Here is a 13480-nt window from a genome sequence, read left to right on the forward strand (position 1 = left end):
CCCCCCCCCCCCCCCCCCCCCCCCCCCCCCCCCCCCCCCCCCCCCCCCCCCTCCCCCATCCCACGCCGCCCACCGAGCTCTACACCCAGTTGGCATCGTCGGCAGCGTCAGATGTGTATAAGAGACAGCTGGAAAGGTATCGAACCTGAGATGTTAACATCAGAGTAAATGGTATCGATCTTTAACTGCGATTCAATAAGCGTGATTTGGTTATCGGTAGTGCCGGTTTCGTTATCGGCCTTGGATACTCTTGTATAAGCAAAAATTGTCATGTTTTCCTCCTTTCTGTAAATTATATCTTGCAGATAGGAGGAAATACATATTGTTAGTTAATTTATTTTGCTGTTTCTTCCTCTTCACGGAATCCAGCCAATAGCTTCTGTAGTGCAATGGTATCACTCATAAACTTGATTTCACCATCAACCATTAAGAAATTCTGCTTATGGCCTGAAAGGTGAAGAATTTTTACGACCCATCCGTTTCCTGAACGAGCGACAGTAATGTTTTTCAGTACCCTTTTTAGCAAAAGGTTTAGCTCTAAGCCATCAGTAATGCTAGAGAGTTTCTCATTTTGAACTGCGTCAATGCCACGCTGTTCTCGCGCATCTTTTGTAATCTGCTCGGTAATTTCCTTTACTCTATTTTCCATTGTACCGATGCTTTTGATTACAGACAGAGGAATGTTGTCCAGAGTTTGTAGCTTACTATTCAGATCGCTAATGCGCTTTTCAAGTAGTTGCCTTTCCTGATGGATTGACTGGTCGAGTGAAGGTTTTTTCTTGAACTCTAACCGACCAAGAATGGTAGTTAACGCACTATCTAATCCTTTGATTGAAATGTTTTGCGAGCACCGACCATCTTTAGCATTCAAGCATCCGTGATAAACGTACAGTTTTCCTTTTACGGTGTGTTTTCTTTTTATTAATGCGCCACCACATTCACAGCGTAATAGTCCGCTATAAGGGTTATCAGCACTACGGCGTCCCCGTTTGGATTTGCTTTGGTCTGATTGCAGTAACAGCCAATCCTCTTTGCTGATCAGGGAAGGGTAGTATCCTTCAACTAAATCAAGTTTGACTAGCTCCCTTTCTTTAGTCGTTTCACCCGTTTGATATGCACCATATAAAGCAGGGTTTTTTAACATTTTGGTTATTGATGCATGATTCCACTGAGAAGCACGGATGCCAGCAGTGCCTTGCTTATTAAGCGTTTTGGCAATCATGTTACTACCTTTGCCTTCCTGCTTGAGACGGACGATTTGCCTGGCAATCTCGGCTTTGTCGCCGAGTTCATACCCATCAGTAGTGCGTTGCAACCAAAAGGGCAAAACTTTATTGATGGGTTTACCAGCCAGTGCGGCTTGCCGTTGTTGGCCTTTGGTTTCTCTTAAACGTACAGCTTTTCGTTCCGATTCTTTGTGGGCGAGATCGGCAGCTACGGCGATACGGATAACGCTTTGTAGATCGTTAAGGCTGCTTTTGGTTAGTAGCAAACCATCAGACAGACTGACGACCTGAACTTCTTTGCGAAGAATTTCTTTGACCGTTTCCAGAGTGGCATCAATACCTCGTCTTGAAAGGCGATCTAGAGCTTCTATAATGATTGTTGAACCTGCGCTGATCTGGCCTTCTTCGATGGCTGCAAGCATGTCTACAAGAGAGGCACGTTTACCCTCACGAAAGGCACTGATACCAAGATCCTGAAAGTTTTTGCTGGAGAGTTTCAGGCCATTTTTGGTGGCGTAATCTTCAGCCATTTCCGTCTGTCTGCGCAGGCTGTCACCCAATTCTTGCCGCTTGCTTGAAAAGCGAACATAACTGTAGGCGATCCCGTTGTTCTGTTGTGGCATAATGTGTCCAAAATCACGTTTCTATAAGAGTATATCCTTTGCTATTAAGTAACAATATCACTATGCAGTTCGGCAGTAAGCCGTTGTTTGAAAACATCTCTGTCAAATTTGGCGGCGGTAACCGCTATGGTCTGATCGGAGCCAACGGCTGCGGTAAATCGACGTTCATGAAAATCCTCGGTGGCGATCTGGCGCCGAGCGGCGGTAACGTGTTCCTGGATCCGAATGAGCGCCTGGGTAAACTGCGCCAGGATCAGTTCGCTTTTGAACAGTTCAGCGTGCTGGACACCGTGATCATGGGCCACACCGAACTGTGGGCGGTGAAGGAAGAGCGCGACCGCATCTACGCCATGGCGGAGATGAGCGAAGAAGACGGCTATAAAGTGGCCGATCTGGAAGTGGCCTATGGCGAGATGGACGGCTACACCGCAGAAGCACGTGCCGGTGAGTTGCTGCTCGGCGTGGGGATCCCGGTAGAACAGCATTATGGCCCGATGAGCGAGATCGCTCCCGGCTTCAAACTGCGTGTCCTGTTGGCTCAGGCCCTGTTCTCCGATCCGGAAATCCTGCTGCTCGACGAACCAACGAACAACCTGGACATCGATACCATTCGCTGGCTGGAGCAGGTGCTGAACGAACGTAACAGCACCATGATCATCATTTCGCACGACCGTCACTTCCTGAACATGGTTTGTACTCACATGGCGGATCTGGACTACGGCGAACTGCGTGTCTACCCAGGTAACTACGACGAATACATGACGGCGGCTACCCAGGCTCGTGAGCGCCTGATGTCTGACAACGCCAAGAAGAAGGCGCAGATTAACGAATTGCAGTCCTTCGTTAGCCGCTTCAGTGCCAACGCATCCAAATCCAAGCAGGCTACCTCCCGTGCCCGCCAGATCGACAAGATCCAGTTGGAAGAGGTGAAAGCCTCTAGCCGTCAGAACCCGTTCATTCGTTTTGAACAGGACAAGAAACTGTTCCGTAACGCGCTGGAAGTGGAAGCGCTGGCCAAAGGCTTCGACAACGGCCCGCTGTTCAGCAAACTCAACCTGATGGTTGAAGTGGGCGAGAAAGTGGCGATCCTGGGTGCCAACGGTATCGGTAAATCTACTCTGCTGAAAACGCTGGTGGGTGACCTGCAACCGGATAACGGCACCGTGAAATGGTCCGAAAACGCCAAGATCGGTTACTACGCACAGGATCACGAATACGAGTTCGATGAAACCCTGAGCGTGTTCGACTGGATGAGCCAGTGGAAGCAGGAAAAGGACGATGAGCAGGCGGTGCGCAGCATTCTTGGCCGCCTGTTGTTCAGCCAGGACGATATCAAGAAGCGCGTAAAAGTGCTGTCCGGTGGTGAGAAGGGCCGTATGCTGTTCGGCAAGATCATGATGCAGCGCCCGAACATCCTGATCATGGATGAACCAACCAACCACATGGATATGGAATCCATCGAGTCACTGAACATGGCGTTGGAAATGTACGAAGGGACTTTGATCTTCGTTTCCCACGACCGTGAGTTCGTTAGCTCGCTGGCCACACGCGTTCTGGAAATGACCCCGAACAAGGTGATCGACTTTACCGGCAACTACGAGGACTACCTGCGTAGCCAGGGTATCAACTGATCCCTTCGAGTCGGCCCTCACCCCAACCCTCTCCCACAGGGAGAGGGAGCAGTCCAGAGTGCTTGGTTAGCCCGTACTGCTTCGGAACGTGATGAGTAGAGAAAGATAGGTATTACGCAGAAGAATTAACGAACTCAATCCGTTCCGTCTCCCATAAGGAGAGGGAGCAGTCCAGAGTGCTTGGTTAGCCCGTACTGCTTCGGAACGTGATGAGTAGAGAAAGATAGGTATTACGCAGAAGAATTAACGAAACTCAATCCGTTCCGTCTCCCATAAGGAGAGTGAGCAGTCCAGAGCGATTGGTTAGCTCGTACTGCTTCGGAACGTGATGAGTAGAGAACGATAGGTATTACGCAGAAGAATTAACGAACTCGATCTGTCCCCTCTCCCTGTGGGAGAGGGCTAGGGTGAGGGGCAGCATCTTTACCACACACCTCACACCGCGGATCCTTCGGCAGCTTCATCTCGCGAAACTGCATGCTCATCGCATCAAACATCAACAACTTCCCCACCAAAGGCTGGCCATAGTTTGCCAACAGCTTGATGGCTTCCATCGCCTGTAACGTACCGATAGTGCCGACTAAAGGGGCCATCACGCCAGCTTCAACACAGGTCAGCGCATTTTCCCCAAACAGCCTGCTCAGGCAGCGATAACAGGGCTGTTCCGGTTGATAGGTAAAGACGCTGAGCTGGCCCTCCATGCGGATAGCGGCCCCTGATACCAGAGGTTTACGCTGTGCATGGCACAGGCGGTTGAGCATATCGCGGGTCGCCACGTTATCGGTACAGTCCAGTACCACGTCGCAAGCGGCAATCTGCGCCGCCATTTGCTCGTCATCCAGCTGTGTGTCTAGGGTATCAATACGGATATGAGGATTGATGGCACTCAGCTCAATGCGGGCAGATTCGACCTTCGCCATACCAATGCGATCATCCCGGTGCAGGATCTGGCGCTGTAGATTGGAGAGGGAAACCGTGTCGAAATCAACCAGCGTCAGATGGCCGACGCCAGCGGCAGCCAAATAAGGCGCAGCCGCACAGCCCAGCCCGCCAAGCCCAACGATCAGCACGTGCGCCGCCTGCAGCTTTTCCTGACCGTCGAAGTCGAAACCCCGCAGTACGATCTGGCGGTTGTAGCGCAGCGCTTGTGCATCGGTTAATTCCGGCAGCATGTTCAGTTCCTCAGCAACGCATTGAAAGGTTCGATCTCTACTGTCTCACCAGCGGCCACCGAGCCACGTTCGCGCTCCAGCACGATAAAGCAGTTACCCTGGCTGAATGAGCTGAACACGTGGGAACCCTGATGGCCGGTGGTGCTCACTTCCAGCTCGCCTTGGGCATTGCTGGTGAAAATACCGCGCTGGAAATCGAGGCGACCCGGCGACTTTTTCAGTGGCGTCAGAGCGCGAGCTTTCAGGCGGGGTGGCAGTTGCCATTCGGTATGACCGGCCAGCTTGGCCAGCAGCGGTTGCACCAGTTGATAGAAAGTCAAAGCAGCAGAGACCGGGTTGCCAGGCAGGCCACAGAACCAGGCGTGCTGGAGCTTGCCGAAAGCAAAAGGTTTGCCCGGCTTGATGGCCAGCTTCCAGAAGCTGACTTTGCCCAGTTCATCCAGCATCTGCTTGGTGTAATCGGCTTCACCGACGGAAACGCCGCCGCTGCTGATCACCACGTCGGCCTCGCTATCCGCCTGGATAAAGGCCGCGCGTAATGCTTCCTGATTATCACGAATAATCCCCAGATCGATCACCGTGCAGCCGAGCTGTTCCAGCATCAGGCGTACGACAAAGCGGTTGGTGTCGTAGATCTGCCCGGCTTGCAGTGGCTGGCCGACCGGCTGCAATTCGTCACCGGTAGAGAATACCGCCACCTTCAATTTGCGCATCACCTGGACATCGGCCACGCCCAATGAGGCCAGTAATGGTAGCTGTGCTGCCCCCAGGGTGATCCCAGCGGGTAGCACGCTCGCCCCGCGCAGGATATCTTCCCCCGCCAAACGGATATTTTGCCCGGCGTTTACCGGGGCGTTGAAACGCACTCCAGCCTCGGTCACTTCAGCCTGCTCTTGCATGATCACCGCATCCGCACCGGCTGGAATGGGTGCTCCGGTCATGATGCGTACGCAGGTGTTAGCAGGCCAAGTATCCGTAAACGGAGCACCGGCAAAGGCTTTACCCGCTACCGGTAAAGGAGAGTTGCCGTTCAGGTCACTTAGACGTACTGCGTAGCCGTCCATTGCCGAGTTGGCGAAGGGCGGGACATCGATAGGGGAGACCACTGGGGCGGCGGTAATGCGCCCGGCTGCGCTGGTCAAGGCGATAGATTCGCTCTGTTGCAGTGGCGCGATCTGGGAGAGCATTTTCTCCAGTGCCTGCTCAAGAGAAATGAGGTCAGAAGTATGACAGTGATCCATAAACAAAACTCCGTAATCGGCGTGCGCGAATTTTTCGGCAAAGTAGGGCTATTATGGCAGATAACGCCGTGGTGGAGAAACCAGGTTAACGTATTGAAATCAATAACAGGAGACAGTTATGCACCAGCACGTACTGGATTTTTGGTTCGAAGAGATCGACCCAGTCATGTGGTTTAGAAAGGACGATGAGTTTGATCGTGTACTGCGCACCCGCTTTGGCCAACTGTGGCAGGCGGCGTCCCAAGGAGAACTGGCACATTGGCGTGCAACCATCAAAGGAAGACTGGCGGAAATCATCGTGCTCGATCAGTTCAGCCGTAATCTGTTCCGTAACACGCCACGCTCCTTTGCTTGTGACGGAATGGCGCTGGTGCTGGCTCAGGAAGCGATCGCCACTGGGCTATGTGAAAACCTGACGGTCGAGCAGCGCGGCTTCCTTTATTTACCTTTTATGCATTCCGAATCCGCGTTGATCCACCAGCAGGCGTTGGAGCTGTTTCGCCAATTAAATAATGGTGACCAGTTGGAGTTTGAAATACGTCATAAAGCCATAATCGAACGTTTTGGACGTTATCCCCATCGTAACGAGATATTAGGCCGGGAATCTACGCTTGAGGAGCAGGAATTTCTGCAACAACCGGGGTCGGGTTTCTAAATATTTTTCATTGGCGTGTAAGCGGGGAATAGCGGAGAAGGGCATGGCCACCGCTTATTAAACCTGAGCCAAATCGGGCTATTTCCTGACGCCGACAATAGGCCGGTTAAATCCGTCAGTGGTAAATGAAAAGCTAGATAACTCACTGTTTTTATAACATTTGGCTCTTTCAATGCACAAAATAGTCTAAGCAGGCTACGCTTAATGCTTGGCGACGAGTTTGTGCTTTACATCGATTGCCGGGCTAAATATAGTCGAAAAAGGCTAAATAATAATTTTCTCTCCATTTTCATGCGGTACCTGCTTGAATTACCGCGGATAGACACAGGTGTCAGGTCAATGAGCAAACCAGTGATTGCCATTCATGGTGGTGCGGGCGCAATTACCCGTGCGGCATTGAGTGCAGAGAAAGAACAAGATTATATCCAGGCGCTTTCCGACATTGTGGCTGCCGGGCAGGCTATTCTGGCCGCAGGCGGCAGCGCACTGGACGCGGTAACGGAGGCAGTCAGGCTGCTGGAAGAGTGCCCGCTGTTCAACGCAGGTAAAGGCTCGGTATTTACCCACCAAGGCACTCATGAGCTGGATGCCTGCGTGATGGATGGCCGTACCTGTGATGCCGGGGCGGTCGCCGGGGTCAGCCGGATACGTAACCCGGTACTTGCCGCGCGTACGGTGCTGGAAAACAGCACTCATGTGCTGTTTGGCGGGGAAGGGGCAGAAAGATTTGCCGCCAATCACGGCCTGGAAATGGTCGATCCCGATTTCTTCTTTACCCAGGAACGTTTTGACCAACTGCACCGTGCTCAGGCAGAGCAGGGCCGGGTGTTGCTCGATCACGACGGTGCGGCGGCGCTCAGCGGTGACCCACTGGATCCCGATCGCAAATTTGGCACTGTGGGGGCGGTAGCGCTGGATGCCTTGGGCAACTTGGCAGCGGCCACCTCAACCGGCGGCATGACCAATAAGGCGGCAGGGCGCATTGGCGATACGCCGATTATTGGCGCCGGTTGCTATGCCAACAACGCCACGGTGGCGGTCTCCAGCACCGGTACCGGCGAAATCTTTATGCGCACCGTCGCGGCCTACGACGTGTCTGCACTGATTGAATATGCCGGTCTAACCCTGCAACAGGCCTGCGATAAAGTGGTGATGGAAAAGCTGTTGGCACTGGGCGGTAGCGGCGGGCTGATTGCTATCGATCGTTTTGGCAACGTCGCACTGCCGTTTAACAGTGAAGGAATGTATCGCGGTTTCGGCTATGTCGGCGATGCCCCTTCCGTGGGTATCTACCGCTGAATGCTTGCCGGGAGGGCAAATGACCGATACGGCCATCCAGCCACAGGCAGAACGTGGGCTGATTTTACCGCCCGAGCGCGTCTTGGCGGTGAGCGATCTGTGCGTACAATTCCGCCAAGAAGGCGACGTCATTGAGGCGGTGCGCCATCTGGATTTCGACGTCGATCGTGGCGAAACTCTGGCAATCGTTGGAGAATCTGGTTCCGGCAAGTCGGTCACCTCACTGGCGTTGATGCGTCTGGTCGAGCAGGGCGGCGGTGAGTTGATCAGCGGCGCGATGCATTTTCGCCGGCGTAACGGTCAGGTGCTCGATCTGGCCAAGGCAAAACAGAGCACCTTGCGAACCTTACGCGGCGCCGATATGGCGATGATTTTTCAAGAACCGATGACCTCGCTCAACCCGGTGTTTCCGGTGGGGGAGCAGATCGCCGAATCTCTGCGTCTGCATCAGGGTATGGATCACCGCAGTGCCAAACGTGAAGCGCTGCGTATGCTCGATCTGGTGCGTATTCCCGAGGCCAAAAACGTCCTTGGCCGCTATCCGCATCAACTGTCTGGCGGGATGCGCCAGCGGGTGATGATTGCCATGGCGCTGTCGTGCAAACCGGCGCTGCTGATTGCCGATGAACCAACCACCGCGCTGGACGTCACCATTCAGGCGCAAATCCTGCAGCTGATCCGCGTGTTGCAGCAGGAAATGCACATGGGGGTGATCTTCATTACGCACGATATGGGCGTGGTGGCGGAGATTGCCGATCGGGTACTGGTGATGCACCAAGGCGAAAAGGTGGAACAAGGGGAGGTGCGCTCGTTGTTTGCCGCTCCGCAGCAGCCTTACACTCAAGCTTTGTTGGCCGCCGTACCGCAGCTGGGCGCGATGGCAGATAAAGACTTCCCGGCAAAATTTCCGTTAGCTGGCGTTGACGATAATGACCAGCCGCAAGACACCATACCCGCAGGAGCTACGCCGATCTTGCAGGTAGAAAATCTGGTCACGCGCTTCGATCTGCGCAGCGGCATTCTCAACCGCGTCACGCGCCGTGTGCATGCGGTGGAAAATATCAGCTTTGACCTCTATCCCGGCGAAACGCTGGGATTGGTCGGCGAATCTGGCTGTGGCAAATCCACCACTGGCCGTTCACTGTTGAAGCTGGTCGATAGCCAACGCGGCACCATTACCTTCAACGGCCAGCAGATCAACCGCTTGAAAGGCTCTGCCTTACAGCATTTACGCCGTGATATTCAGTTTATCTTTCAAGACCCTTACGCTTCCCTGGACCCACGGCTCACCGTTGGTTTCTCCATCATGGAGCCGTTGCTGGTACACAACGTCGCTCGCGGGGCGGAGGCCGAAAAACGGGTGGCCTGGTTATTGGAGCGGGTGGGGCTGAAGCCGGAACATGCGCGGCGTTATCCGCATGAGTTCTCCGGTGGTCAACGCCAACGTATTTGCATTGCCCGTGCGTTGGCACTCAACCCGAAAGTGGTGATTGCCGATGAGGCGGTCTCCGCGTTGGACGTATCGATCCAGGCGCAAATTGTCAATCTGCTGCTCGATTTACAGCGTGAATTGGGCATCGCATTTCTGTTTATTTCCCACGATATGGCGGTAGTGGAACGAGTCTGCCATCGCGTCGCGGTGATGTATCTGGGCCAGATTGTGGAGATCGGCCCACGCCGGGCGGTGTTTGAAAACCCGCAGCACGCCTATACCCGTAAGCTGATGGCCGCCGTGCCGGTGGCCGATCCCACCCATGCGCATAAACGCCAGCCGTTGCTGGTGGATGAAATACCCAGCCCGATCCGTGGGCTGGATGATGAACCCGTTACCGCACCTTTAGTGCAGGTAGGGCCAGGGCACTTTGTGGCCCGCCACCCTATTGCCGGTGCCTTTTAGCCTTGCCTCAGGAGAGTTAAGCACTATGACTAAGCACACATTCAAGCGTAATGTTTTGGCCGCCGTACTGCTGGCCGCCGCTGCTGGCCCGGCTTGGGCTGCCAAGGATGCGGTGATTGCCGTAGCGTCCAACTTCACCACGCTCGACCCGTACGATGCCAACGACACCTTGTCGCAGGCGGTCGCCAAATCCTTCTATCAGGGGCTGTTTGGCTTTGATAAGGATATGAAGCTGGTGAACGTATTGGCAGACAGCTACGACGTCAGCAAAGACGGCTTGACCTACACCATCAAGCTCCAGCCGGGGGTAAAATTCCACGACGGTAGCGCGTTCGATGCCGAAGCGGTCAAGGTTAACCTGGATCGCGCCAGTAACCCGGATAATCGCCTGAAACGCTACAACCTGTTCAAGATGATCGATAAAACCGAAGTGGTCGATCCCACCACGGTCAAGATCGTGCTGAAAGCGCCATTCTCGGCGTTTATCAATAACCTGGCGCACCCGGCTGCGGCGATGATTTCCCCGGCGGCCCTTAAGCAGTATGGCAAGGAGATCGGTTTCCATCCGGTGGGGACCGGCCCTTACCAGTTTGAAACCTGGAACCAGACCGACTATGTGAAAGTGAAGAAATTCGACGGTTACTGGAAAGCGGGCTTACCGAAGCTGGACAGCATCACCTGGCGGCCGGTAGTGGATAACAACACCCGTGCGGCGATGCTGCAAACCGGTGAAGCGACCTTTGCGTTCCCAATCCCTTATGAGCAAGCCAAGGTGCTGGAGAAGAACAGCAAGCTGGATCTGGTGGCCGCGCCGTCGATCCTGCAACGCTACATCAGCATGAACGTGACGCAGAAACCGTTCGATAACCCGAAGGTGCGCCAGGCACTGAACTATGCGATCAACAAGGACGCGCTGATTAAGGTGGCGTTCTCTGGGTTTGCCGTTCCGGCGGAAGGCCCGGTGCCTCCGGCCATTGATTTTGCTACCCGCTACAACGCTTGGCCATACGATCCAGCCAAGGCGCGTGAACTGCTGAAAGAAGCGGGCTATCCGAACGGGTTTACTACCACACTGTGGTCTTCCCATAACCACAGCACCGCGCAGAAAGTGTTGCAGTTTGCTCAGCAGCAGTTGGCGCAGGTTGGGGTCAAAGTGACCGTTACCGCGATGGATGCTGGCCAACGTGCGGCGCAGGTGGAGAGCGTGGGCGTGAAGGACACTGGCGTGCGTATGTTCTATACCGGCTGGTCTGCTTCGACCGGCGAAGCCGACTGGGCGCTGACGCCGTTATTTGCCACCCAATCCGCACCGCCTAAGCAGTTCAACACTGCGTTTTACAGCAATCCACAGGTCGACAAGGATCTGGCTGATGCGTTGGCCACCACCGATCGTGCCCAGAAGCAGGCTTTGTACCAAGATGCACAAGATCGCATTTGGGCCGATGCGCCTTGGATTTTCCTGGTGACGGAGCGCCTGCTGTCTGCCAACAACAAACAGCTGAGCGGTTTCTACGTGATGCCGGACACCTCGTTTAACTTTGATAACGCGGATTTGAAATAGGCCCTCACCCCAACCCTCTCCCACAGGGAGAGGGAGAAGTTGGGTGTTGTGAACAGTTACAGGCGTTAATTTATGGCACTGTTCCGGTGGTGAGGTTAGCAACGGAACTTAATCAGTAGCACATTCAGTCCCCTCTCCCTGTGGGAGAGGGTTAGGGTGAGGGGAATGCTTAATTATTTTCTAAAACGCCTGCTGGGCCTGATCCCGACGCTGCTGATCGTGGCCGTGCTGGTGTTCTTGTTTGTCCATATGCTGCCGGGCGATCCGGCGCGGTTGGCCGCGGGGCCGGAGGCAGACGAAGCCGTCGTCCAGTTGGTGCGTCAGGATCTGGGGCTGGACAAGCCGTTGCCACAGCAGTTTGTGCATTTCTTTGTCAATATTTTGCAGGGTGATTTCGGCACGTCGATGGTGTCCAAACGCCCGGTCAGTGCAGAGATCGCCTCGCGCTTTATGCCAACCTTCTGGCTGACCATCGCCAGCATGGTGTGGGCGGTGATTTTTGGCATGGCGATCGGCATGATTTCCGCCGTGTGGCGCAACCGCTGGCCGGACCGGGTGGGGATGACGCTGGCCGTGTCGGGTATCTCTTTCCCGGCCTTTGCGTTGGGGATGCTGTTGATGCAGGTGTTCTCAGTCAATCTCGGCTGGCTGCCGACGGTGGGAGCGGATACCTGGCAGCATTACATCCTGCCTTCAATCACGCTGGGTGCTGCGGTAGCGGCGGTGATGGCCCGCTTCACCCGCGCCTCGTTCGTTGAGGTGATGCAGGAAGATTACATGCGCACCGCTCGCGCCAAGGGCGTGCCGGAGTCTCTGGTGATCGTCAAACACGGGCTACGCAACGCCATGATCCCGGTGATCACCATGATGGGCCTACAGTTTGGTTTCCTGTTGGGGGGCTCAATCGTGGTCGAGAAGGTGTTTAACTGGCCGGGGTTGGGGCGCTTGCTGGTGGATTCGGTAGAAATGCGCGATTACCCGGTGATCCAGGCCGAAGTGCTGCTGTTCTCGCTGGAATTTATTCTGATTAATCTGTTGGTGGATATGCTGTATGCGGCCATCAACCCTTCGATTCGTTACCAATAGGCAGGCCGTATGATGAAGTATTGGCGGCGTAACGCCGCGCTCAAGGCAATGCCGGTGATTAATCCCAACGCGGTGCGTACGCCTTGGCATGAGTTCTGGCGGCGCTTTCGTCGCCAGCAGGTCGCAATGGTGGCCGGCGTGTTTGTGTTGCTGCTGGTGGCCGCAGCGCTGCTGGCACCGCATCTGGTGCCTTATGATGCGGAAAACTTCTTTGATTACGATCGGCTCAATGAAGGGCCTTCGCTGGTGCATTGGCTCGGGGTGGATTCGTTGGGCCGGGATATTTTCAGCCGTATTCTGATGGGCGCGCGGATCTCTTTGGCTGCCGGGGTGTTCTCGGTGCTGGTTGGCAGCGTGATTGGCACGGTGCTCGGGCTCTTGGCGGGCTATTACGAAGGCTGGTGGGATCGCATCGTAATGCGCATCAGCGACGTGCTGTTTGCCTTCCCTGGTATTCTGTTGGCGATTGGCGTGGTGGCGATCATGGGCAGCGGCATGGCGAACGTGATTGTCGCCGTGGCCATCTTCAGCATTCCGGCGTTTGCGCGCCTGGTGCGTGGCAATACTCTGGTGCTAAAGCATCTGACCTACATTGAATCGGCGCGCAGCATCGGTGCTTCGGACTGGACCATCATCCTGCGGCATATTTTGCCGGGCACCATCTCGTCGATCGTGGTCTATTTCACCATGCGTATTGGTACTTCAATCATTACCGCTGCCAGCCTGTCGTTCTTGGGATTGGGGGCGCAGCCACCAACGCCCGAATGGGGTGCGATGCTCAATGAAGCGCGGGCGGATATGGTGATAGCCCCGCATGTGGCGATCTTCCCCAGCCTGGCAATCTTCTTCACCGTATTGGCGTTTAACCTGCTAGGCGATGGGTTACGTGATGCATTGGATCCGAAACTGAAGGGATGACCCCTCACCCCAACCCTCTCCCACAGGAAGAGGGAGCTGCCCGGAGCCTTTGGTGGGATCGTGCTGCTTCGGTAAGTGTGTGGTAAGTAAAACGAAAGTCAGGGTATTACACAGAAAAAACAGCGAGTCCGATCGGTCCCCTCTCCCTGTGGGAGAGGGCTAGGGTGAGGG

10 protein-coding genes are annotated in these 13480 nt (G+C 54.8%); 7 read left to right on the top strand and 3 right to left on the bottom strand.

Annotated elements, in window-relative coordinates:
• Positions 1–334: 334 nt before the first annotated feature.
• The gene (locus tag JHD74_RS15945; protein ID WP_199063061.1) at positions 335–1849 is read right to left on the bottom strand and encodes a recombinase family protein; all 1515 of its coding nucleotides are present in this window, start codon (positions 1847–1849) and stop codon (positions 335–337) included.
• Positions 1850–1887: 38 nt separating this feature from the next.
• Here JHD74_RS15945 and JHD74_RS15950 point away from each other — a divergent pair, with 38 nt between their 5' ends.
• Complete coding sequence (locus JHD74_RS15950) at positions 1888–3480, top strand: ABC-F family ATPase (RefSeq protein ID WP_199063062.1); 1593 nt, start codon at positions 1888–1890, stop codon at positions 3478–3480.
• A 362-nt stretch (positions 3481–3842) separates the two neighbouring features.
• On the opposite strand, the gene moeB is transcribed toward JHD74_RS15950, so the two are convergent.
• Together moeB and moeA are read right to left on the bottom strand one after the other, a co-directional pair.
• A complete protein-coding gene (gene moeB / locus JHD74_RS15955; protein ID WP_199063063.1) occupies positions 3843–4652 on the bottom strand; it encodes a molybdopterin-synthase adenylyltransferase MoeB in 810 nt (269 codons plus the stop codon).
• A 2-nt stretch (positions 4653–4654) separates the two neighbouring features.
• On the bottom strand, positions 4655–5893 hold the full coding sequence (moeA, locus tag JHD74_RS15960) for a molybdopterin molybdotransferase MoeA (RefSeq protein ID WP_199063064.1): 1239 nt from the start codon (positions 5891–5893) through the stop codon (positions 4655–4657).
• A 118-nt stretch (positions 5894–6011) separates the two neighbouring features.
• Here moeA and JHD74_RS15965 point away from each other — a divergent pair, with 118 nt between their 5' ends.
• The 6 genes from JHD74_RS15965 to gsiD all read left to right on the top strand — a co-directional run bounded on the left by JHD74_RS15965 (position 6012) and on the right by gsiD (position 13309).
• Entirely contained in the window at positions 6012–6548 is a 537-nt protein-coding gene (locus tag JHD74_RS15965; protein ID WP_199063065.1) for a DUF924 family protein, read from the top strand.
• Between the two features lie 339 nt (positions 6549–6887).
• On the top strand, positions 6888–7847 hold the full coding sequence (locus JHD74_RS15970) for an isoaspartyl peptidase/L-asparaginase family protein (protein ID WP_161739949.1): 960 nt from the start codon (positions 6888–6890) through the stop codon (positions 7845–7847).
• Between the two features lie 19 nt (positions 7848–7866).
• The gene (locus JHD74_RS15975) at positions 7867–9744 is read left to right on the top strand and encodes a dipeptide ABC transporter ATP-binding protein (protein WP_199063066.1); all 1878 of its coding nucleotides are present in this window, start codon (positions 7867–7869) and stop codon (positions 9742–9744) included.
• Between the two features lie 25 nt (positions 9745–9769).
• Positions 9770–11305, top strand: coding sequence for a glutathione ABC transporter substrate-binding protein GsiB (gene gsiB / locus JHD74_RS15980; protein ID WP_024531261.1), 1536 nt, complete (start codon positions 9770–9772; stop codon positions 11303–11305).
• Positions 11306–11470: 165 nt separating this feature from the next.
• Entirely contained in the window at positions 11471–12391 is a 921-nt protein-coding gene (gene gsiC / locus JHD74_RS15985; RefSeq protein ID WP_024531414.1) for a glutathione ABC transporter permease GsiC, read from the top strand.
• Between the two features lie 12 nt (positions 12392–12403).
• Positions 12404–13309: a glutathione ABC transporter permease GsiD gene (gene gsiD / locus JHD74_RS15990; protein WP_025119541.1), complete on the top strand. Its 906-nt coding sequence runs from the start codon at positions 12404–12406 to the stop codon at positions 13307–13309.
• Positions 13310–13480 lie beyond the last annotated feature (171 nt).

Origin of the sequence: Serratia sp. ASV30 (assembly GCF_016428815.1) — a bacterium.
Lineage (GTDB): Bacteria > Pseudomonadota > Gammaproteobacteria > Enterobacterales > Enterobacteriaceae > Chania > Chania fonticola_C.

Excerpts from the sequence above, each read along its gene's own strand:
- JHD74_RS15945 (WP_199063061.1), bottom strand. The coding sequence starts at position 1,849 with ATGCCACAACAGAACAACGGGATCGCCTACAGTTATGTTCGCTTTTCA.
- moeB (WP_199063063.1), bottom strand. The coding sequence starts at position 4,652 with ATGCTGCCGGAATTAACCGATGCACAAGCGCTGCGCTACAACCGCCAG.
- moeA (WP_199063064.1), bottom strand. The coding sequence starts at position 5,893 with ATGGATCACTGTCATACTTCTGACCTCATTTCTCTTGAGCAGGCACTG.
- JHD74_RS15965 (WP_199063065.1), top strand. The coding sequence starts at position 6,012 with ATGCACCAGCACGTACTGGATTTTTGGTTCGAAGAGATCGACCCAGTC.
- JHD74_RS15970 (WP_161739949.1), top strand. The coding sequence starts at position 6,888 with ATGAGCAAACCAGTGATTGCCATTCATGGTGGTGCGGGCGCAATTACC.
- JHD74_RS15975 (WP_199063066.1), top strand. The coding sequence starts at position 7,867 with ATGACCGATACGGCCATCCAGCCACAGGCAGAACGTGGGCTGATTTTA.
- gsiB (WP_024531261.1), top strand. The coding sequence starts at position 9,770 with ATGACTAAGCACACATTCAAGCGTAATGTTTTGGCCGCCGTACTGCTG.
- gsiC (WP_024531414.1), top strand. The coding sequence starts at position 11,471 with ATGCTTAATTATTTTCTAAAACGCCTGCTGGGCCTGATCCCGACGCTG.
- gsiD (WP_025119541.1), top strand. The coding sequence starts at position 12,404 with ATGAAGTATTGGCGGCGTAACGCCGCGCTCAAGGCAATGCCGGTGATT.